A 19,928-nucleotide genomic window follows, 5' to 3' on the forward strand; every position below is an offset into this window, starting at 1 on the left:
GCCGGAATAGGCAAGCAACCATGCAAGACAGCTTTATCAAGGACTGGAAATCCAAACTTAATCTCAGTCGCGAGCAAATTTCGCATGTCCAGACCACCACCATGTCGGGCCGCGTTACCAGAGTCACTGGCCTGGTCATGGAGGCAGTCGGTTTACGATTGCCAGTCGGTAGTGCCTGCTCCATTCATTTGCAAAGTGGCGCAAAAATTGATGCTGAAGTTGTCGGCTTTGATGGCGACCGGCTGTTTCTGATGCCACATAGCGATCTTGATGGCGTCACTCCGGGTGCGCCCGTCTTCCCTGCTGAACCCGAAGCCCATGAAATCGTCAATCACCCGCGCCGTCGACCCAGTGACAGAAGCCGCCATTTACCAGTAGGGTATGAATTACTGGGCCGCGTACTGGATGGCAATGGCCGCCCTCTCGATACACTGGGTCCATTAGGAACACATGAGTCTGCGCCTTTGGGTGCACGCATCTATAACCCGCTGGAGCGTGCTCCTATCGTCGATACCCTGGACGTAGGGGTGCGCGCCATCAATAGCATGCTCAGCGTAGGCCGTGGCCAGCGCCTGGGCTTGTTTGCTGGTTCAGGTGTAGGTAAGAGCGTCTTGCTAGGCATGATGGCACGGTATACCGCCGCAGATATTATTGTCGTCGGCCTCATCGGTGAACGGGGTCGTGAGGTCAAGGAATTCATAGAACAAATTCTTGGTGCTGAAGGCCTGGCGCGCTCCGTCGTGGTGGCAGCACCGGCAGATGCCCCCCCCCTGATGCGCTTGCAAGGGGCCGCATATGCAACAACGATAGCCGAGTATTTTCGTGACCAGGGCCGTAGCGTCTTGCTGATCATGGACTCGCTCACCCGCTATGCGATGGCACAAAGGGAAATTGCCCTGGCAATTGGCGAGCCACCGGCAACCAAGGGCTACCCCCCCTCTGTTTTCGCCAAACTACCGGTATTAGTAGAAAGGGCTGGGAATGGCAAATCGGGCGGTGGCTCAATTACAGCCTTCTACACCGTATTGACTGAAGGTGATGACCAGCAAGATCCGATCGCCGATGCTGCCAGGGCCATTCTGGATGGCCATATCGTCTTGAACCGGACTTTGGCAGAGAGTGGGCATTACCCCGCCATTGATATTGAACAATCGATCAGCCGCGCCATGCACAGCATTACCACACCAGAACATCAAGCCCTGGCCAGAAGACTGAAACAATTGTATTCCCGCTATGAGCGTAGCCGTGATTTGATCAGTGTAGGCGCTTATTCGCCTGGGTCTGATCCCTTGCTTGATGAAGCAATTCGCCTCAACGGCAGAATAGTTTCTTTTTTGCAGCAAGATATCACTGAAAAATGCAGCATTCCCGAAAGCTTGGGGCAACTTCAGGCTCTATTCAACGGATAGAAATTTCTCGCAGCGACTATACTTAATTCATCATGGCGTTGAAATCACCAATTACTACACTGATAGAAATTACTGAGAGAGAAGTTGACGATGCCGCCAAACTTCTGGGCAAGACCATCCGTGCGCATGAAGATACCGAGAAAAAACTGCAGTTATTGCAACAATATCGCGATGATTATGCACAAAGACTGCAGGACGGTGCGGCAAAAGGATTGAGTGTTTCACAATATACTAATTTTTTGTCGTTTCTGGCCAAACTGGACTCTGCCATTGATGGACAAAAACAGGTCGTCAAGGATGCGGAACATCGTATTGTGATGGCAAAAAGAGAATGGCAGGCGAGCGAAAAAAAACGCTTGTCTTACGACACTTTGCAAAACCGTGCGCAAACGGTACAGCAAAAAAAAGAAGCAAAACGGGATCAGAAGCAAACCGACGAAATGGCTGCCCGCGCCCTCTTCTACAAGCGCTAATTTATTGACAGGTACCTCAAATGCAAGCAAATAACATACTGACGGCAATAGACAAACCAGGTACAACTGTCAAGTCAGGTAAAAGCAATTCTTCGAGCAGTTCTGAAGTCAGCTTCAATCAAATGCTCAATAAAGAAATTTCCAGTGCAAGAAAACCGGAAGTTGAAGTAGCGCGCCCCGTCGCCAAAGCCCCGCCACCGGTCAATAACAATAATAACTACAGCAACAATACTAACGTCAATGCCAATAATAACGATGCCAACACTGGCAACAAACTGGCCAATAATGACAATGCCAGTACCGCACCCGTATCTGGAAAAACAGAAAAAACTGACGACACTGATGCAGATGGCACTTCAGTCAAAGAAGAAGACGGTACAAAAAAAGAGAGTGACCTGAGCAGCCAGATATTGGCACTGGTAGGTAATCTTAATGCTGTACCAATTCCTGTCGATGCCAGCAAGAGCAAGGCTACCGCAATAGTGGATGCGGGTAAAAACGACAGCCTGCCAGCAATTACCAATATCGATGCAACGACCATAAGCGATATGCCCGATGGCAGTGCGGTTGCTACATTAGTCCAATCTGCTGTAGACGCACTCGATAAATCTAGCGCGCAGGCAAAACCTACCGTTTCAGCAAGCTTGCCACAAGACCAGGTTGACACTACTGCAAAACCTGAAGTGGTGGCGACTATTGCCGCGCAAATCATAAGCAATACGGCTGGAACTCAAAGCACGGATAAATTGCCTGAATTTAGCTTGAAAACAGTAGCATCTGCGGCCAGTACAGAAAAAAACAAATCCGGCGATATTACTGCTGACAGCGTCGCTACATTAACGCCTGCCACACAAGATATTCGTGTAACCCAGCCCATGGCCGCAAGCACCCGAGCAGCAACAGACAAAGTCGATACTGGGGCAGAAAAAACCAGCGAAGTTAAACTTAATGAGCTCGACCTGAGCCAAAAAGTGAGTGATAAGCTCACAGATACCCGACCCACAGCAAGCACCAGCGACGCTCCAAAAACCTTTGCCAATGACATTGCGCAAGCCAAGGATATCCTTGCAGAGCGTATTTCTGAGCTAAAGGTAAATCCTGCAAGCAAAGATAGCCAGCAAGTCATCGCTCCACCCGCCATAGCCGCCAATGCTGTCAGCAGCACACAGCTCAATGCAGCAGCACTAGCCGCAGAACAAATCGCGCCACGTGTAGGCAGCAATGGCTGGGACAAGGCGGTAGGCCAGAAAGTGGTCTGGATGGTGGGAGAAGGCTTGCAGTCAGCAGAATTAACCCTGAACCCGCCAGACCTTGGGCCATTACAGGTCGTCCTGAAGGTCAGCAATGACCAGGCCAATGCCAGCTTCACTTCTGCACAACCAGAAGTCAGGGAAGCACTGGAAGCTGCCCTGCCTCGCCTGAAACAAATGCTCAGCGATGCCGGTGTGCAATTAACAGGCTTTTCTGTTAATTCCCAGGCTGCTGGTCAGGGACAAAATTTCGCTCAGCAACAGGCAAGGACGATCGCAACACCAAGGGCTGGCAACAATACTGCTGACAACAGCACTATCAACACCGTTGGCAACGCCACGCCAGCCAGGATACAAACCAATAATGGCCTGGTAGATACTTTCGCCTGAACGCCCAGACAATTGCCGACCTCGCTTATTTAGCTGCATCTTAGCCGTATCTCATCCCGGAACCTGCACTTGTTAGCCCAATCGCTATTGCAACAAGTGCAGATTTCACCATCTGGCACACAACATTCGCTCGTCCTCGGTACGATAGCTCTCTGCACTCTGGAAAAAAGCCTGCACATACATGTAGAATGATCGTGAAAAGCCTGATTTTCGCAGCACAGTGTTTGAGGCCGCCTTGCAAACTACAGAGCTAAGCTGAAATACGCCCTCTTTTTCTTGGATATTAGCTGCCTGCGATCAGGGATAATACTTAAAAATCATGGCATTCAATGCCTACAGAGAGGAAAACCATGGCGAAAGCACCAGCCAAAGCAGCAGAGGCAGGGGATGTACCTGCAGCAGGAAAATCAAAAAAGAAGCTCCTGATCATCATTGCTGCTGTTGTCTTTTTATTGGTCGCTGCAGGCGGTGGTGCTGCCCTGTTTTTATCTAAAAAGAATTCAGCCGGAAAAGAGAAAGAGCATAAAACTGAGCCAGCAAAGGCACCGGTATTTCTGGCGCTGGAACCGTTTACCGTCAACCTGCAATCTGATGGCGGTGACAAATACCTGCAAATCAGCATGACACTGCAAGTACAGGATGAAGAACAAGTCAATTTAATCAAGGCCAACATGCCACAAGTACGCAGCCGCTTATTATTGCTATTGTCGAGCAAGGATTCGACTGAGATTTTGTCGTCTGAAGGCAAAGAAAAACTGGTCAATGACATTATAGAAAAAGTTGCCCAGCCATTTACCGCTAAAGGTGAGCCACAAAAAGTCAGTGGTGTTTTCTTCACGTCTTTTGTAGTTCAATAAAGCCATGTCAGATAATTTTCTCTCCCAGGAAGAAGTTGATGCCCTTTTGAAGGGCGTCACGGGAGATCAGGACGATTCGCAATCGCTGGAGGATACCTCTGGTGTCAGGCCCTACAATCTTGCGACCCAAGAGCGTATCGTCCGCGGTCGCATGCCGACACTGGAAATTATCAATGAGCGTTTTGCCCGTTTATTGCGGATAGGCCTGTTCAACTTCCTGCGCCGCAGTGCCGAGGTTTCGGTTGGCACCGTAAGAGTCTCAAAGTACAGCGAATTCATCCGTAACCTGGTGGTGCCGACCAATCTGAATCTGGTGCACATGAAGCCCTTGCGTGGCACCTCCTTGATCGTGCTTGATCCTGGCCTAGTATTCCTGCTGGTGGATAATCTGTTTGGTGGTGATGGCCGTTTTCACACCCGTGTTGAGGGTCGTGATTTTACCCAGACTGAGCAACGTATCATCCACCGCATCCTGGAAATCATTTTCGAGACGTATTCCAAATCCTGGGAGCCGGTTTATCCCATAGAATTTGAATATATCCGTTCCGAGATGAATACCCAGTTCGCCAATATTGCGACACCAAATGAAGTCGTGGTATCCACGACCTTCACGATAGAACTGGGGCCAGTCAGTGGCGAAATGCATCTGTGCATGCCCTATTCCACTATAGAACCCATACGCGACATCCTGACCAGTAGCCTGCAAGGTGAAACCCTGGAGGTGGATAAACGTTGGGTGCGTCTGATGACGCAACAGATACAGATAGCAGAAGTCGAGATAGTTGCTGATTTGGGCACCACGCGTGTCACTCTGGGCGATATACTGAATATGAAAGAAGGCGATATCATTCCTCTTTCGATACCAGAGATCATTTCGGCAAAAGTAGATGGTACTCCAGTCATGGAGTGCAAATATGGTGTATTTAACGGACAGTATGCCTTGCGCGTGGAAAAGTTGATCAGTTCCAGCGTACAGGAAGTAGCACAAGGAGAAAACCATGGATGACAACGGCGAAACACCCATCAGTGAAGATGATTGGGGTGCTGCGATTGCAGAGCAGGAAAGAGCAGAAGCTGCTGCAGCTGAAAAAGCCGAAGCACCACCAGCCAGTGCTGCTATTTTTAAAGAATTCAGCGGCAAGAGCAGTACTGCGCCTGAAACCCATAATGACATCGACTTTATCCTGGATATCCCGGTACAACTGACGGTAGAACTGGGCCGTACCAAAATCGCCATCAAAAACCTGCTGCAACTGGCGCAAGGCTCTGTCGTCGAACTTGATGGCCTGGCGGGTGAGCCTATGGATGTACTGGTCAATGGCTGCCTGATTGCTCAGGGTGAGGTGGTCGTGGTGAATGATAAGTTTGGTATCCGCCTGACGGACATCGTCACGCCTGCCGAACGCATACGCAAGCTCAACAAATGAGGAGGGCATTGCGCTATTTTTTATTGGTGACGATGGCCGCAATCAGCAATTGCTCGTTTGCGGCAGAAACTGCCCCTGTCTCACCTAGTGCCGGTTTATTGCAAATTGCGTCTGCCCTGCTTTTGGTACTGGGGCTGGTCGTCATGGCAGCCTGGCTAATGCGACGTCTGGGCCCCATGAATGTGGGCAACAAAATCCCGGTCAAGATCATAGGCGGCATCAATGTAGGCAATCGCGAACGGGTGATGGTGGTGGAGGTCGGCGATCAGTGGTTGATCCTGGGTGTGACGGCAAACAATATCAATAGCCTGGGCAGCATGCCCAAACAAGAAGAATTGCTGAACCAGTCTGCGCAAGCAGCCGCCAATGATCCATTTTCTGCCTGGCTCAAGCGCACGCTGGATAAGCGATCAGCAGAGCGATCTGACAACAAGTAACCAGGTAACCGGGTAACACATTGCATGAAAACTATGCGCTCTTATTTGCCGCTAGTCTGGCTGGCTTTATCACTGTGTGGATTGCTGCTGCCAGAAATGGCTTTTGCCCAGGCCAATGGTGGCCTGCAAGCTATTACCAGCACCCCTGCAGCTGGCGGAGGGCAGAATTACTCACTCAGCATACAAACCCTGCTGTTCCTGACCGCACTGAGTTTTTTGCCGGCAGCACTGTTGATGATGACCAGTTTTACCCGCATCATCATCGTCTTGTCCTTGCTCAGGCAGGCGCTTGGTACACAATCAGCGCCACCCAATCAAGTGATGGTGGGCTTATCCCTGTTCCTGACTTTATTTGTCATGGGCCCGGTGTTCGACAAAATTTATGCCGAAGCCTATCAGCCCTTTACTGAAAACAAAATCACCATGCAGGACGCTTTGGATAAAGGCGCAGCCCCCCTGAAGCAATTCATGATGAAGCAAACCAGGCAGACTGATCTGGCGCTGTATGTCAAATTATCCAATTCGCCTCAATTACAGGGGCCAGAAGATGTGTCCTTGCGAATTTTGATACCTGCCTTTATTACCAGTGAGCTGAAAACAGCGTTTCAAATCAGTTTTGCCATTTTCATCCCCTTCCTCATCATCGATATGGTGGTAGCCAGTGTGCTGATGTCCATGGGTATGATGATGGTTTCACCTGCGATTGTGTCACTGCCCTTCAAGCTCATGTTATTTGTGCTGGTGGATGGCTGGCAATTATTGATAGGCTCACTTGCACAAAGTTTTTACTGAGGTTCACCATGACACCCGATAGCGTAATGACATTAGGCCGCCAGGCCATGGAAGTCACTTTGCTGGTATCCGCCCCCTTATTATTAGTAGCATTGGGCATAGGGCTGGTTGTCAGTATCTTTCAGGCAGCTACACAGATCAATGAAACCACCTTGTCCTTTATTCCCAAGCTGATAGGTATTTTTGTCACCCTCATCATTGCCGGACCGTGGATGCTTTCTATCTTGATGGATTATATGCGCCAGATGTTTTCCAGCATTGCCACCATGGCAGCCTGATTTACCAGCCATTGCTGACTCATGATTTCCTTTTCCAGCAATGAGCTGATTGCGCTGATCAATTCCTTTATCTGGCCCTTGACCAGGATACTGGGCCTGATCGCTGTCGCCCCGCCGTTTGGTAATAATACCGTTCCTGTACAAATCAAAATTGCATTGGGCATCGTATTATCCCTCATCGTCACACCCAACTTGCCAGCCGTATCCGACCTTGATCCCGTGTCGCTGAATGGCATTCTGGTACTAGGCCAACAACTCATCATTGGATTAGGAATGGGTTTCGTCATGCGCGTGGTCTTTTCTGCCATAGAAATGGCTGGCGAGGTTTCCGGCCTCACCATGGGCCTGGGCTTTGCCACCTTTTTTGATCCCCAGACGCAGGGGCGATCTTCAGCCATTGCACAATTTCTGGTGCTGACCTCGACCTTGCTGATGTTGACGCTGAATGTACATCTGACCATGCTGGCTGCTTTGGTAGAGAGTTTCCAGACCATACCGATTTCCACCTCATTCCAAACCGGTCTGAATTACCAAAAACTGGCGATCTGGGGAGAGCAAATTTTCAGCGTAGGCATGCATTTATCCTTGCCCATCGTCGCCGCTCTGCTGGTCACCAACGTTGCATTGGGTATATTGACACGCGCCGCGCCGCAATTGAATTTGTTTGGCATAGGCTTTCCCATTACCATAGGTACAGGTTTTTTAATGCTGGCGCTGATCATGCCTTACCTGTTGCTGCCCCTGCAAAACCTGTTCCAGAGTGGCATAGAGATGATACAGTCGCTAGGCCAAACCGCCCCCTTGCTTACGCCACCTCACAAGTGAGTCATGCGAAAACAGTCCTACACTTTTGATGCAAGGCTATATAGCGTGGAACAGATACGCGCTATAGAAGACCAGGCGCTAGCCCATCAAAGCGATATCAGCCTGATGCAAAAAGCTGGATTGGCAGTAGTACAACTGGCGATCCAGATAATAGCCGGGGATCAGCAGACACCCATACTGGTGCTGGCAGGCCCGGGCAATAATGGTGGCGATGCTTACCAGGCTGGCTATCAACTATCAAAGCAGGGATATACAGTCACTTGCATCCAATGTGGTCAAACTGAAGGCTATCCTGAAGATGCACAAGCAGCCCTGGCAAAAGCAAAGACTGCGAACCTGTTATTTCTGGATATTGACACGCTCTTTGCGGAACCCGTGCAAAATTGGGGACTGGTCATTGATGGCCTATTTGGCATAGGATTGAAGCGCGCTCCTGAAGGTGAGATCGCCAGCTTGATAGAGTTCATCAACCAGTTCACGCATGAAAAAAACATACCGGTGTTGGCGATAGATCTTCCCAGTGGTCTGCATGCAGATACGGGGCAGCCTGTCAGTCCTGATGCTGCCATCATTCAAGCGAGCCATACCATCACCTTTATTGCGAACAAACCCGGCTTGCATACTGCATCCGGCAAGGATTTTGCTGGCAAGGTCAGCGTCAACAAGCTGGATATTCCTGAAGATTTTTTCCCCGCATGCCATAGCCATCTGAACGAACGTGCTTCCCTGCTATCAGCGCTAGCGCCGCGCAAGCAAAATAGTCACAAGGGCAGCTTTGGCGATGTCATTGTACTTGGCGGTGCCAGGAGCATGGCTGGGGCGGCCATACTCGCCGCAAGGGCCGCCCAGTTTTCAGGGGCTGGAAGAGTGTATTGCAGCATGCTGGCAGAAGCACCTGTCTATGATAGCCTGCACCCTGAAATCATGTTTCGTCTGGCTGAGGACATCAATATGGTAGATGCCTGCGTAATCATAGGCCCAGGACTGGGTACGTCAGCCAGGGCGCATGCATTACTGAGCACAGCACTGCAAACTGCCAGGGCACTGGTCATTGATGCAGATGCCCTGAACCTGATGGCAGCGGATAAAGCACTGCAGAAATTATTGAACGCCAGAAGTGGTCCATGTATCATCACTCCGCACCCATTGGAAGCCGCCCGCTTACTCAATAAAAAAGTCAGCGATATTCAAAATAATCGCCTGCAGGCCGCTCACGAACTGGCACAGCAATATCATGCTCTTGTCATACTCAAGGGCTCAGGCAGTGTGATATGTGACCCCGATGGGAATTTACTCATCAATACGACAGGCAACCCTGCCTTGGCCAGCGGAGGTACTGGGGACGTACTGGCAGGCGTCGCAGGCGCTTTATTGGCACAAGCCTGCACAGCCATGGATGCGGCCCGGATTGCAGCCTGGGTACATGGTCAGGCTGCTGATGAACTGGTAGCCAGTGGGACAGGACCAATAGGATTGACGGCCAGTGAACTTCTACCCGTGATCAGGGCCAATATCAATAGATTTGCCTATTTGTCTTGAGTGTAAGGCTCAATCAACCAGGCTATTGATTTGCTCAGTGTTCAGTTTTTCTGCCTGCGACGCAGCATCACAAACAATACCAGCATGTGCCAGGGCGATTGATAACTTCTCTATCTGCTCTTGCTGTGCAGCAGCATGGTCTATCAACTTATGCAAAACTTTGGAAATCGGATCATCACTGTTTTGCGTCACGCCATAAGCCGTAAACAAATGCGCAGTTTCTGAATCTGCCGATGCAACTTCTTTTTTGATGACGTGGGCAGGATTACCAACTGCTGTGCCGCCAGCAGGAACAGGCTTGAGCACTACAGAGTTAGACCCTATCTTGGCACCAGCGCCTATGGTAAAACCACCCAACACCTTGGCACCTGCACCAACGATAACACCGGCTTCAAGAGTAGGATGGCGTTTTGCACCGCGCGACAAGGATGTCCCACCCAAGGTCACGCCCTGGTAGATCGTGCAGTCGTCACCGATTTCTGCTGTTTCACCAATAACCACACCAAAACCGTGGTCTATAAATACTCTGCGACCTATGGTTGCACCAGGGTGGATTTCTATACCGGTCAGTACACGGGCTATATGGGAGATGAAGCGGCCCAGCCATTTCAAACCACGCTCCCAGCACCATTGTGCCCAGGCATGCATGAGGATAGCCTGAAAGCCAGGATAACAAGTGACCACCTCCCAGGCATTGCGGGCGGCAGGGTCTTTCTTGATAATACTGGCGATATCTTCTCTCAGGCGGTCAAACATGAAATTTATAGTGTTATAACGGGAGGGAATAAGATAGTAGCGTATTTCTGAAAAAGCTGCGTCCGCTGTCCAAAATCACCGGGCAGCAGACGCTACAGGCTTACAGACGCTGGCGACGGGCTTCGTACAGACAGACACCTGAGGCCACGGAGACATTCAGGCTTTCTACAGAACCGAACATGGGGACACTGACCAGCATATCGCAGGTTTCACGCGTCAGGCGACGCATGCCCTCACCTTCCGAACCCATGACGATGGCGCAACCAACTTTGAAATCAACATCATAGATATTTTTTTCGACTTCATCTGTAGTGCCAACCAACCAGATATCACGATCTTTCAATTCACGCAGAGTACGCGCCAGGTTAGTCACGGTGATATAAGGCACAGTTTCAGCAGCACCGCTGGCTACCTTGGCGGCAGTAGCATTCAAACCTACAGCCCTGTCTTTAGGCGCGATTACCGCATGCGCTCCAGCCCCGTCAGCCACACGCAGGCAGGCACCCAGATTATGCGGGTCGGTAATACCATCGAGCACCAGCAACAAAGGTGGGCCATCGATCGCATCCAGCAATTCATCGAGATTGCGTGCCAATGACAACTCACTCGCCTTGGCAACGACGCCCTGGTGACGGCGAGTACCGACGATATTGCTCAGGCGCTGGTCATCTGCCGGAATGATGCGCACACCGGCAGCTTTTGCTGCTTGCAGCAAGTCTTTCATGCGACCATCAACGCGGGAAGAATCCACATAGATTTCCTCTACAGAGGAAGCCTCATGACGGATCCGCGAGGTCACCGCATGGAAACCAAAAATCATTTTACTTTTCATTTCATTCTTTTCTTTACATGCTTTTTCTTTGAGATACTAACGTCTTTTCTTTGCTGACTTACCGCTAACAGTAGCCGTCTTCTTCTTTCCACTAGCAGCTGCGGGAGCAGATTTCTGACGACGCCCACCAGAAAAACCTTCTTCTTTTACTTTTTTAGCCGATGTTATCTTGCCAGACCTGGTACGGCTCGCAACGACTTTGTCTTCGGGCACAAGCGCTGCTTTTTTTGCAGTTGCTGCACCCTTGCGATTTTTCTCATTCGAAGCTGTTACACGGCTATCATTAACTCCGGCAGAACGTGCTGATGCAGGATGGACTATCGCCAGATCTATCTTTCGAGCGTCTAGGTCTACGCGGCTGACTTGCACCGTGACTTTGTCTGTTAACTGATACCGTTTGCCAGTACGTTCACCGCGCAGCTCATGACGCGCCTCGTCATACTGGAAGTAATCAGCACCCAACTCGGTCACATGCACCAGGCCTTCAATGAAAATCTCATCAAGCTGGACAAAGATACCAAACTGGGTGACGCCAGTAATCATGCCAGTGAATTCTTCACCTATCTTGTTACGGATAAAGTAGCACTTGAGCCAGGCTTCAACATCGCGCGAAGCTTCGTCAGCACGGCGCTCATTGGCAGAACAGTGAACACCCAGCGCATCCCAGATGGTTTGCTCTCTCTCTTCTTTCTGCTTGCCTGCTGCCTTGTCAGCGATCTGCTGTTTCCTGGCGGCGTTTGATACGGAGGTATTGAGCTGACTAAGATCAATACCTTTAGGTTCGTATTTACGTCCCAGCAAAATCGCCTTGATAGCTCTGTGCGTCAGCAAATCAGGGTAGCGGCGTATCGGGCTGGTGAAGTGGGCATAGGCATCATAAGACAGGCCGAAGTGGCCGATATTGTCTGGGCTATACACAGCCTGTTGCATGGAGCGCAGCAACATGGTTTGCAACAAGGGCGCATCTGGCCGACCTTTGATTTTATTCATCAGCTCGGCATAATCCGATGCCGAAGGCTTATCGCCACCGCTGAGGAACAGGCCTACCTGCTTCAGGAAATTTCTGACCTGCGTCAGCTTCTCCTTGGTCGGGCCAGCATGAATACGATAAGTGCCAGGATGCTTATAGGTTTCCAGCAAATTCGCAGCACAGACATTGGCTGCCAGCATGCATTCTTCTATCAGCTTGTGCGCATCATTGCGCGTGCGTGGCAGGATTTTTTCTATCTTGCCTGATGGATTGCAAACAATATAGGTTTCAGTCGTTTCAAAATCGATGGCACCGCGTGCATGGCGGGCTTTCAACAAAGACTGGAAGACTTCATACAGATGTAAAAGATGCGGCACCAGGGTCAGGCGCTTGGCAGCCTCAGGCCCCTTGGTATTACCTAGTATGGCTGCCACTTCGGTATACGTGAAGCGTGCAGCAGAGTGGATGACTGCAGGATAGAACTGATAAGCCGTGACCTCACCATCCTGGGTAATCACCATATCGCAGACCAGGGTCAGGCGATCAACATCAGGATTCAATGAGCACAGACCATTCGACAAACGCTCTGGCAGCATCGGTATGACCCGGCGCGGAAAGTATACCGAGGTGCTGCGCAACAAGGCTTCTTCATCCAACACGTCGTTGGGGCTAACGTAGTGACTGACATCGGCAATCGCGACGATGAGCCTGTGGCCCTTGCTGCGGCCTATCTTGACTGGCTCACAGTAAACCGCATCATCAAAATCACGGGCATCTTCGCCATCGATAGTCACCAGTGGAATATCGCGCAGATCGACGCGGTCAGCCAGATCACTCTCCCTGACTTCTGACGGCAATTTGGCTGCCGCTTTTTTGACAGCTTCAGAAAATTCATGTGGCACGCCAAATTTTCTGACAGCGATTTCGATTTCCATACCTGGGTCATCAACATCACCCAGTATTTCAACGATCTTGCCTACCGGTTGCGCATAGCGGGTAGGCTGCTCAGTCAGCTCCACACTTACCACCTGCCCAGCCTTGGCTTTGCCTGGTGCGCCCGTCAGCAAGATATCCTGGCTGAATCGTTTGTCTTCAGGCGCAACTATCCAGACGCCGTTTTCATTTAACAGGCGGCCTAGCACATGGGTATTGGCTCTATCAAGTATTTCAAGTATGCCACCTTCAAGGCGACCACGCCTGTCAGTACCGACGACACGTGCCATGACACGGTCACCATGTAAGACCTTTTGCATTTCGCGTTCAGGCAAGAACAGATCTTCACTGCCATCATCAGGTATCAGGAAACCATAGCCTTCGCGATGACTGCTGACTTTACCGCTGATGAAATTATCGTGATTGGCGATGGAATAACTTCCACCTTTATCTACTTTGACTTGGCCATCTCTTTCCATCGCGCTTAAACGTCGTGTCATGCCATCTAACTCCTCAGGTTTCACTGACAGTGCCTCTGCAATCGCAGTAGCTGTCATTTTTGCCGTGTTAGTACGTAGAACACCCAGTATCTCTTCGCGACTGGGGATGGGGTATAAATGCTTGTTCAAATTTTGTATTTTTTCTTAAAAAAGTTAATTTGGCTCACGCCAAAATCTCATCAGGCCATAGTTTACTGTAGCAAACCTCTTTCGCCTAACAATTCTTGTATTGCTCAAGTAGCTCATCTTGACAAATGCCTGGAATAATTTATAATGTTGTTCTCCGTTGCCCACGTGGCGGAATTGGTAGACGCGCATGGTTCAGGTCCATGTGCCTTCGGGTGTGGGGGTTCGAGTCCCTCCGTGGGCACCAAAATTTGAGAGCCCGCTGATGAAAATCAGCGGGCTTTTTCAATTTCACTTCGAATTCCACATTCGGCGCATTCAGCTGTGCAAGTATAAGCAAGAAACCCCCTCCCCCTGCATTCCCCAACCATGATGTCGCTAACTTTTCTGCGGCCAACACCTTCACGTAAAATTTTCTCCAAAATATTTCCCCAAAGCCAGTCAAATACCCTATAATTACGCCTTCCGTTGCCCACGTGGCGGAATTGGTAGACGCGCATGGTTCAGGTCCATGTGCCTTCGGGTGTGGGGGTTCGAGTCCCTCCGTGGGCACCACAAATTTGAGAGCCCGCTGATGAAAATCAGCGGGCTTTTTCAATTCCCGCTCCAATCTATACAAATACGGCTCTTCATAACATCTCCCCACATTACTATCAGCATTCAAGCCAGGTTTGCACTGATCATGCCAGGGAGCTCCAAGAATACCTCGACAATCCAAACCGGCAGCACAGATAACACTTACGTTGTACGCAAAAAAAAACGGAAGCAAATCGCTTCCGTTTTTTATACCAATTTATACAGCGCCCTTTTTCAACCAGGCATTCAGTTGATGCGGCCTGATGCTATCGTACTCTTCAAAAGGCTGATGTATCCAGGGATTGTTCGCCAGATAGTCCAGGCAATAGTCTGGCGCAATAGAAGAACATGCTTTATGCCAGATTACAGCTGATTTGACTTCCGTGACCGCAGGAAAATTCTCGCGCAGATGTACCAACACTTTTTCCAGTGTCACACCAGAATCAACCAAGTCATCCACTACCAGCACTTTGCCTTGCAAGGCGCCTTTGGTCATGGAAATATACTTTCCTATGTCCAGCGAACCCTGCACCGTGCCCGACTCTTCACGATATGAGCTGGTCGACAGAATCGCCAGCGGCACATCAAAAATTCTGGAGAAAATATCACCAGGACGCAAGCCGCCACGGGCAAGACACAAAACTTGATCAAACTTCCAGCCAGACTCATGCACCTTCAGTGCAAGCTGCTCGATGGAACGATGATAGGCTTCCCAGGAAACCCATAAGTCCTTGTCTGTAGATGCAGGCATATTCATATTTTTATTTTTCCTTCTTAGATAAACGGGTGCCTTAACACGATGGTTTCTTCGCGATCTGGTCCGGTAGAGACCATATCGACAGGAACACCAACCAGTTCCTGAATACGCATGATGTAATTACGGGCATTGACTGGCAGAGCATCCATGCTTTGCGCACCAACGGTAGTCTCAGACCAACCTGGCATTTCTTCATAAATGGCTTCGCAGCGTGCAGCTTCTTCAGCACCAACGGGGAAGATATCCACGACTTTGCCATCTACCTTATAACCGGTACACAGCTTCAACGTTTCCAGACCGTCCAGCACATCGAGCTTGGTCAGACACATACCTGACACGCCATTGATTTGCACAGAACGCTTCAACAAGGCCGCATCAAACCAGCCGCAACGACGGGCGCGACCAGTGACCGTACCAAACTCATGGCCAACGCTGGCCAGGTGCTTACCCACACCAGCATCTGTTGGCAGTTCAGACGGGAATGGACCAGAGCCCACGCGCGTCGTGTACGCCTTGGTGATACCGAGGATGTAGTGCAACATATTAGGGCCAACACCAGAACCTGCCGCAGCGTTGCCGGCGACACAATTGCTCGACGTCACAAAAGGATAAGTACCATGATCAACGTCCAGCAAACTACCCTGTGCACCTTCAAACAAGAGGCTGGCACCAGCTTTATGTGCCGCATACAAAGCACTGGAAACGTCAGCCACCATAGGGCGGATACGCGGCACATTGGCCAGCGTGTCATCCAGTGTTTTTTGGAATTCGACTGCTGGTGCCTTGAGGTAATTGGTCAGCACAAAATTGTGGTAGTCCAGATTATCACGCAGTTTTTCAGCGAAGCGTTCTTCATTCAGCAAATCAGCTACGCGTATGGCACGGCGCGCAACTTTATCTTCATAGGCCGGGCCTATGCCTTTGCCGGTAGTACCAATCTTGGCAGCACCGCGAGCCACTTCTCGGGCAGCGTCGAGTGCTGTGTGATACGGCAGAATGACCGGGCAAGCTTCTGAAATTTTGAGGCGGGAAGCGACTTCAACGCCATTTGCCTGCAGCTTGTCGATTTCACGCAAGAGATCCGGCACGGACAAGACTACACCATTACCGATATAGCAAGCCGTACCAGCACGCATGATGCCTGAAGGAATCAGTTGCAAGGCTGTCTTTTGACCGCCAATAACCAGAGTATGACCGGCATTATGACCACCTTGAAAACGCACGACGCCCTGGGCGTGGTCCGTCAGCCAGTCAACAATTTTTCCTTTGCCCTCATCGCCCCACTGGGTGCCGATTACGACTACGTTTTTTGCAATTTTAGTTTGTGTCATCACTCAACCTACATTTTGAAGAATCCATTTACCAGCATCGAAAATGAGTGCGCGATTGCAGTCAAATTCGTCTTGTTCGTTCTCGTGCCCTGGCAGGCTTTGAATCACGATCTCGCCCTCGCCACGCAATGCAGAGATTTTTTCGCGCAATACCGGATCACTACCCCAGGGAGCACGGATCGCCCCTTTTCTCTCTGCTATTGGCAGCAGACGTGCCAATTCGCGCAAATCCAGGGAAAAACCTGTCGCCGGGCGCGAACGTCCAAAAGCCTCACCCACATGATCATAGCGGCCGCCACGCGCCACCGCATTTGGCAAACCAGGAACAAATACATTGAACATTACCCCACTATGATAGTGGTAGCCGCGCAAATCTGCGAGGTCTATCGTGACATGAGCCGTACCTGTCAAACTCACCAGATGCTCAAGTTCATCCAGCGCTGTCTTTATACCTGCAAAGGCAGGCAAGACGGAACGTGCTTTTTGAATAACAGAAATATCACCGTATAAACCAGGCAAGACCATGAGCGCAGCACGCACTTCAGGCGAGAAATCCTGGCTAAGCTTATCTATGCTGGGCAGATCTTTCGCCTCCAACAAAGCATACAGAGTATTTTCCTGGGCTTTTGCCAATGGATCGGCAGCCAGCAAGGCCCTTAATACGCCAACGTGACTAAGATCCAGACGTACATCTGCCACATGCACCAAGGCCATGCAGGCCAATACCAGCTCCTGGATTTCTGCATCTGCTTCCAGACCAGCATGTCCATAGATCTCAGCCCCAATTTGCAAAGGTTCACGAGTCGCATGCAAACCGGATGGTTTGGTGTGCAAAACACTGCCGGCATAGCAAAGACGGGTCACTGTATGCCGATTGAGCAAATGCGCATCAATACGTGCAACCTGCGTAGTCATATCAGCACGCAAGCCCATGGTACGACCTGAGATCTGATCCACCAGTTTGAAAGTACGCAAATCCATGTCTTGCCCGGCGCCGGACAACAGGGACTCTATGTATTCCAGCATAGGAGGCATGACCAGCTCATAGCCGTACAATCTGAAATTGTCCAGCAGTACACGGCGCAACTCTTCTATCTTGCGCGCCTCAGATGGCAGGATGTCGGCAATATTTTCAGGTAAAAGCCAATTTGGCATGAAGAACAATCAAAAAAAACAAGAAATTGGTTTAGTCTATCCGACAAACAGCGATCTGCACAAAAATTGTGCAGATCGCTGTTTGTCACTACTATCACTAGATATCGTGGAGTATTACTATTATTTGGTCTTTACTGCAGGAGTATTACCCCCTACTGAAGACGGGCCCTTAAAATATTTAAAGAATTCAGAATTAGGGTCTACCACTAAAACATCATTTTTCGTCTTGAAGGAAGCAGTATACGCTTCCAGGCTACGATAGAACTTATAAAATTCAGGATTTTGGCTAAAAGCCTGCGCGTAGATTTGCGATGCCTCAGCATCACCTGCCCCACGTAATTTTTGTGCTTCACGATTAGCTTCAGCCATAATCACCAATCTTTGCTTGTCAGCATCTGCACTGATCTCCACCTTTTCTGCAGTGCCTGTAGAGCGCAAACCATTTGCTTCGCGATTACGCTCCGCCTTCATACGCTCATAAACCGAATTATTGGTTTGTTCAGCATAATCAACACGTTTGAGGCGGACATCAACAATTTCCACGCCTATATGCTTGGTTTCGTCCGATACCTTCTTCTTGATCGCGTCCATGACCTTGCCGCGCTGTGTAGAAATCACTTCACCTACTTTGCGCTTGGTGATTTCATCATTCAAGGCAGATTTGATGATTTGTGACATTCTATCCTGCGCCCTGCGCTCTTCGCCATTAAAACTGACAAAGTACAAACGCGGATCCCTGATGCGCCATTTCACGTAAGAATCAACCAGGATGTTCTTCTTTTCAGAAGTGACAAAACGGTCCGCCGAATTGGTATCTATGGTCAAAATACGTTTATCTAAAAACAAGACATTTTGAAATGGTGGTGGCAATTTGAAATGCAAGCCAGGCTCACTAATCACAGATTTGACTTCGCCCAATGCAAACACGATGGCATGGGAACGCTGGTCAACTACAAAAATAGTCGAGTAAGCCAGCAAAATTGCTGCACATACGGCGATGATGAAAGTGCCTATCTTATTCATTATCGACCCTCCCTTTCACGCACATCACGATTATCTTTCGATCTTCCATCCTTACCATAACGCATTTCCACAGTTGGAATCTGATCCGGTGCTGCCACAACAGTAGGGGCTACCGCGGTGACTGGCTTGCCTGCACTTTGATCAGCCTGATTAATCAACTTATCCAAGGGCAAATAAATCATATTGTTACCAGACTTGTTGTCTACCATCACTTTGGTGGTGCTGGAGAATATCTGTTGCATAGCTTCCATATACAACCTGTCGCGGGTAATTGCTGGTGCTTTTTGGTACTCAGCGAGGACTTGCTGAAAACGAGAGGCATTACCCTGCGCAGTAGCGACCACACTGGCTTTATAGCCCTCTGCTTCCTTGATCATGACCGAAGCTTCGCCACGTGCCCTGGGTATTACATCGTTGGCATAGGCTATACCCTCATTCTTGAGCCGCTCTTTATCCTGTTTGGCCTTTTGCGCCTCTTCAAAAACCGCCTGTACTTGCTCCGGGGCTTGAACATTTTGCATGGTCACTTGCGCAATCTGCACACCTGAACTGTAGGCATCCAGGATTTTTTGCATGCCAGCATTCACATCCAGCGCTATCTTTTCGCGCCCCTCATACAACACAAAATCCATAGTGCTTTTGCCGACGATCTCACGCACAACTGTTTCAGCGACCTGGCGTATCATTTCTTCCTGATCGCGATTGTTATACAACCAGTCAGCAGCATTATTTAATTTATATTGAACAGCAAACTGAATGTCGACGATATTTTCATCATCTGTCAACATCAGGGAATCCCGTTCCTTGGAGCCTTTTTTGTAGCCTATCTCTACTGTCCGGACTTGAGACAAATTCACTATCTCATGTCCTTGCACTGGGTATGGCCAACGCCAGTTCAAACCTGCCGAGGTCTGGTGACTGAATTTGCCAAACGTAGTAATAACCGCGGTTTGACCTTCTTGCACTATGAAGAAACCAGACGACAACCAGATCAGGGTTATGATGGCAATAATCAGCGATGCACCTATCCTGGCACTGGAAGAGTCTGGTGAAAAACCGCCTCCATTGTCACCGTTGCCGTTTTGGCCCAGTAAGCGACCAAGTTTCTGAACAAAATCTTTCCACAACTGATCAAGATCAGGCGGGCCCTCAGGGGGTTTTTTATTATCAGGCTTATTATTATTTTGGTTATTATTTTGCGAACCACGTCCCCATTGCGGGTCATTTATGGACATGGCCAAACCAATTTTTTTGAGAAGTGAAACAAGCATTCTGTCGCTATCCAATGAATA

Annotated in this window: 19 protein-coding genes and 2 tRNA genes; 13 read left to right on the top strand and 8 right to left on the bottom strand. The window is 49.7% G+C overall.

All coding sequences use genetic code 11. The features are described 5' to 3' along the window. Positions 1 to 20: 20 nt before the first annotated feature. The 11 genes from fliI to ACO0LC_RS13230 all read left to right on the top strand — a co-directional run bounded on the left by fliI (position 21) and on the right by ACO0LC_RS13230 (position 9,677). The gene (gene fliI, locus ACO0LC_RS13180) at positions 21 to 1,409 is read left to right on the top strand and encodes a flagellar protein export ATPase FliI (protein WP_423003737.1); all 1,389 of its coding nucleotides are present in this window, start codon (positions 21 to 23) and stop codon (positions 1,407 to 1,409) included. A gap of 32 nt (positions 1,410 to 1,441) precedes the next feature. Further along, positions 1,442 to 1,882 carry a flagellar export protein FliJ gene (fliJ, locus tag ACO0LC_RS13185; RefSeq protein WP_423003739.1) on the top strand — a complete coding sequence of 147 codons (441 nt, stop codon included), beginning with the start codon at positions 1,442 to 1,444 and terminating at the stop codon, positions 1,880 to 1,882. Between the two features lie 20 nt (positions 1,883 to 1,902). Continuing rightward, positions 1,903 to 3,522 carry a flagellar hook-length control protein FliK gene (locus ACO0LC_RS13190; RefSeq protein ID WP_423003741.1) on the top strand — a complete coding sequence of 540 codons (1,620 nt, stop codon included), beginning with the start codon at positions 1,903 to 1,905 and terminating at the stop codon, positions 3,520 to 3,522. A gap of 350 nt (positions 3,523 to 3,872) precedes the next feature. After that, positions 3,873 to 4,379 (top strand): flagellar basal body-associated protein FliL, encoded by a 507-nt coding sequence (gene fliL / locus ACO0LC_RS13195; RefSeq protein ID WP_423003743.1) that lies wholly within the window; start codon positions 3,873 to 3,875, stop codon positions 4,377 to 4,379. A 4-nt stretch (positions 4,380 to 4,383) separates the two neighbouring features. Then, entirely contained in the window at positions 4,384 to 5,385 is a 1,002-nt protein-coding gene (gene fliM, locus ACO0LC_RS13200; RefSeq protein WP_110253184.1) for a flagellar motor switch protein FliM, read from the top strand. Next, entirely contained in the window at positions 5,378 to 5,806 is a 429-nt protein-coding gene (gene fliN / locus ACO0LC_RS13205; RefSeq protein WP_423003745.1) for a flagellar motor switch protein FliN, read from the top strand. Before fliM ends, fliN begins: the two co-directional genes overlap by 8 nt. 32 nt (positions 5,807 to 5,838) lie before the next feature. Beyond that, complete coding sequence (gene fliO, locus ACO0LC_RS13210) at positions 5,839 to 6,243, top strand: flagellar biosynthetic protein FliO (protein WP_423003747.1); 405 nt, start codon at positions 5,839 to 5,841, stop codon at positions 6,241 to 6,243. Between the two features lie 33 nt (positions 6,244 to 6,276). Continuing rightward, entirely contained in the window at positions 6,277 to 7,035 is a 759-nt protein-coding gene (fliP, locus tag ACO0LC_RS13215) for a flagellar type III secretion system pore protein FliP (protein ID WP_423004218.1), read from the top strand. A gap of 8 nt (positions 7,036 to 7,043) precedes the next feature. After that, a complete protein-coding gene (fliQ, locus tag ACO0LC_RS13220) occupies positions 7,044 to 7,313 on the top strand; it encodes a flagellar biosynthesis protein FliQ (protein WP_423003749.1) in 270 nt (89 codons plus the stop codon). 21 nt (positions 7,314 to 7,334) lie between these two features. Next, positions 7,335 to 8,138 (top strand): flagellar biosynthetic protein FliR, encoded by an 804-nt coding sequence (gene fliR, locus ACO0LC_RS13225; protein WP_423003751.1) that lies wholly within the window; start codon positions 7,335 to 7,337, stop codon positions 8,136 to 8,138. Positions 8,139 to 8,141: 3 nt separating this feature from the next. Next, positions 8,142 to 9,677 (top strand): NAD(P)H-hydrate dehydratase, encoded by a 1,536-nt coding sequence (locus ACO0LC_RS13230; protein WP_423003753.1) that lies wholly within the window; start codon positions 8,142 to 8,144, stop codon positions 9,675 to 9,677. A gap of 9 nt (positions 9,678 to 9,686) precedes the next feature. On the opposite strand, the gene cysE is transcribed toward ACO0LC_RS13230, so the two are convergent. The 3 genes from cysE to rnr form a co-directional block, all read right to left on the bottom strand. Further along, the gene (cysE, locus tag ACO0LC_RS13235) at positions 9,687 to 10,433 is read right to left on the bottom strand and encodes a serine O-acetyltransferase (protein WP_423003755.1); all 747 of its coding nucleotides are present in this window, start codon (positions 10,431 to 10,433) and stop codon (positions 9,687 to 9,689) included. Positions 10,434 to 10,533: 100 nt separating this feature from the next. Continuing rightward, positions 10,534 to 11,265 carry a 23S rRNA (guanosine(2251)-2'-O)-methyltransferase RlmB gene (rlmB, locus tag ACO0LC_RS13240; protein ID WP_423003757.1) on the bottom strand — a complete coding sequence of 244 codons (732 nt, stop codon included), beginning with the start codon at positions 11,263 to 11,265 and terminating at the stop codon, positions 10,534 to 10,536. A 36-nt stretch (positions 11,266 to 11,301) separates the two neighbouring features. Continuing rightward, complete coding sequence (gene rnr / locus ACO0LC_RS13245) at positions 11,302 to 13,797, bottom strand: ribonuclease R (RefSeq protein WP_423003759.1); 2,496 nt, start codon at positions 13,795 to 13,797, stop codon at positions 11,302 to 11,304. A 159-nt stretch (positions 13,798 to 13,956) separates the two neighbouring features. Here rnr and ACO0LC_RS13250 point away from each other — a divergent pair. Next, positions 13,957 to 14,041, top strand: a tRNA-Leu gene (locus tag ACO0LC_RS13250). Positions 14,042 to 14,264: 223 nt separating this feature from the next. Next, positions 14,265 to 14,349, top strand: a tRNA-Leu gene (locus ACO0LC_RS13255). Between the two features lie 238 nt (positions 14,350 to 14,587). On the opposite strand, the gene ACO0LC_RS13260 is transcribed toward ACO0LC_RS13255, so the two are convergent. From ACO0LC_RS13260 to hflK, 5 genes are all read right to left on the bottom strand, one after another. Then, on the bottom strand, positions 14,588 to 15,121 hold the full coding sequence (locus ACO0LC_RS13260) for a phosphoribosyltransferase (protein ID WP_423003761.1): 534 nt from the start codon (positions 15,119 to 15,121) through the stop codon (positions 14,588 to 14,590). 23 nt (positions 15,122 to 15,144) lie between these two features. Next, on the bottom strand, positions 15,145 to 16,458 hold the full coding sequence (locus tag ACO0LC_RS13265; protein ID WP_423003763.1) for an adenylosuccinate synthase: 1,314 nt from the start codon (positions 16,456 to 16,458) through the stop codon (positions 15,145 to 15,147). A 3-nt stretch (positions 16,459 to 16,461) separates the two neighbouring features. Continuing rightward, positions 16,462 to 17,613: an ATP phosphoribosyltransferase regulatory subunit gene (locus tag ACO0LC_RS13270; protein WP_423003765.1), complete on the bottom strand. Its 1,152-nt coding sequence runs from the start codon at positions 17,611 to 17,613 to the stop codon at positions 16,462 to 16,464. Between the two features lie 120 nt (positions 17,614 to 17,733). Then, a complete protein-coding gene (hflC, locus tag ACO0LC_RS13275; protein WP_423003767.1) occupies positions 17,734 to 18,636 on the bottom strand; it encodes a protease modulator HflC in 903 nt (300 codons plus the stop codon). Beyond that, positions 18,636 to 19,907, bottom strand: coding sequence for an FtsH protease activity modulator HflK (gene hflK / locus ACO0LC_RS13280; RefSeq protein WP_423003769.1), 1,272 nt, complete (start codon positions 19,905 to 19,907; stop codon positions 18,636 to 18,638). Before hflK ends, hflC begins: the two co-directional genes overlap by 1 nt. Positions 19,908 to 19,928: the final 21 nt, after the last annotated feature.

The sequence above is a fragment of the Undibacterium sp. JH2W genome, from assembly GCF_049340425.1.
Taxonomy (GTDB): Bacteria; Pseudomonadota; Gammaproteobacteria; order Burkholderiales; family Burkholderiaceae_D; genus Undibacterium.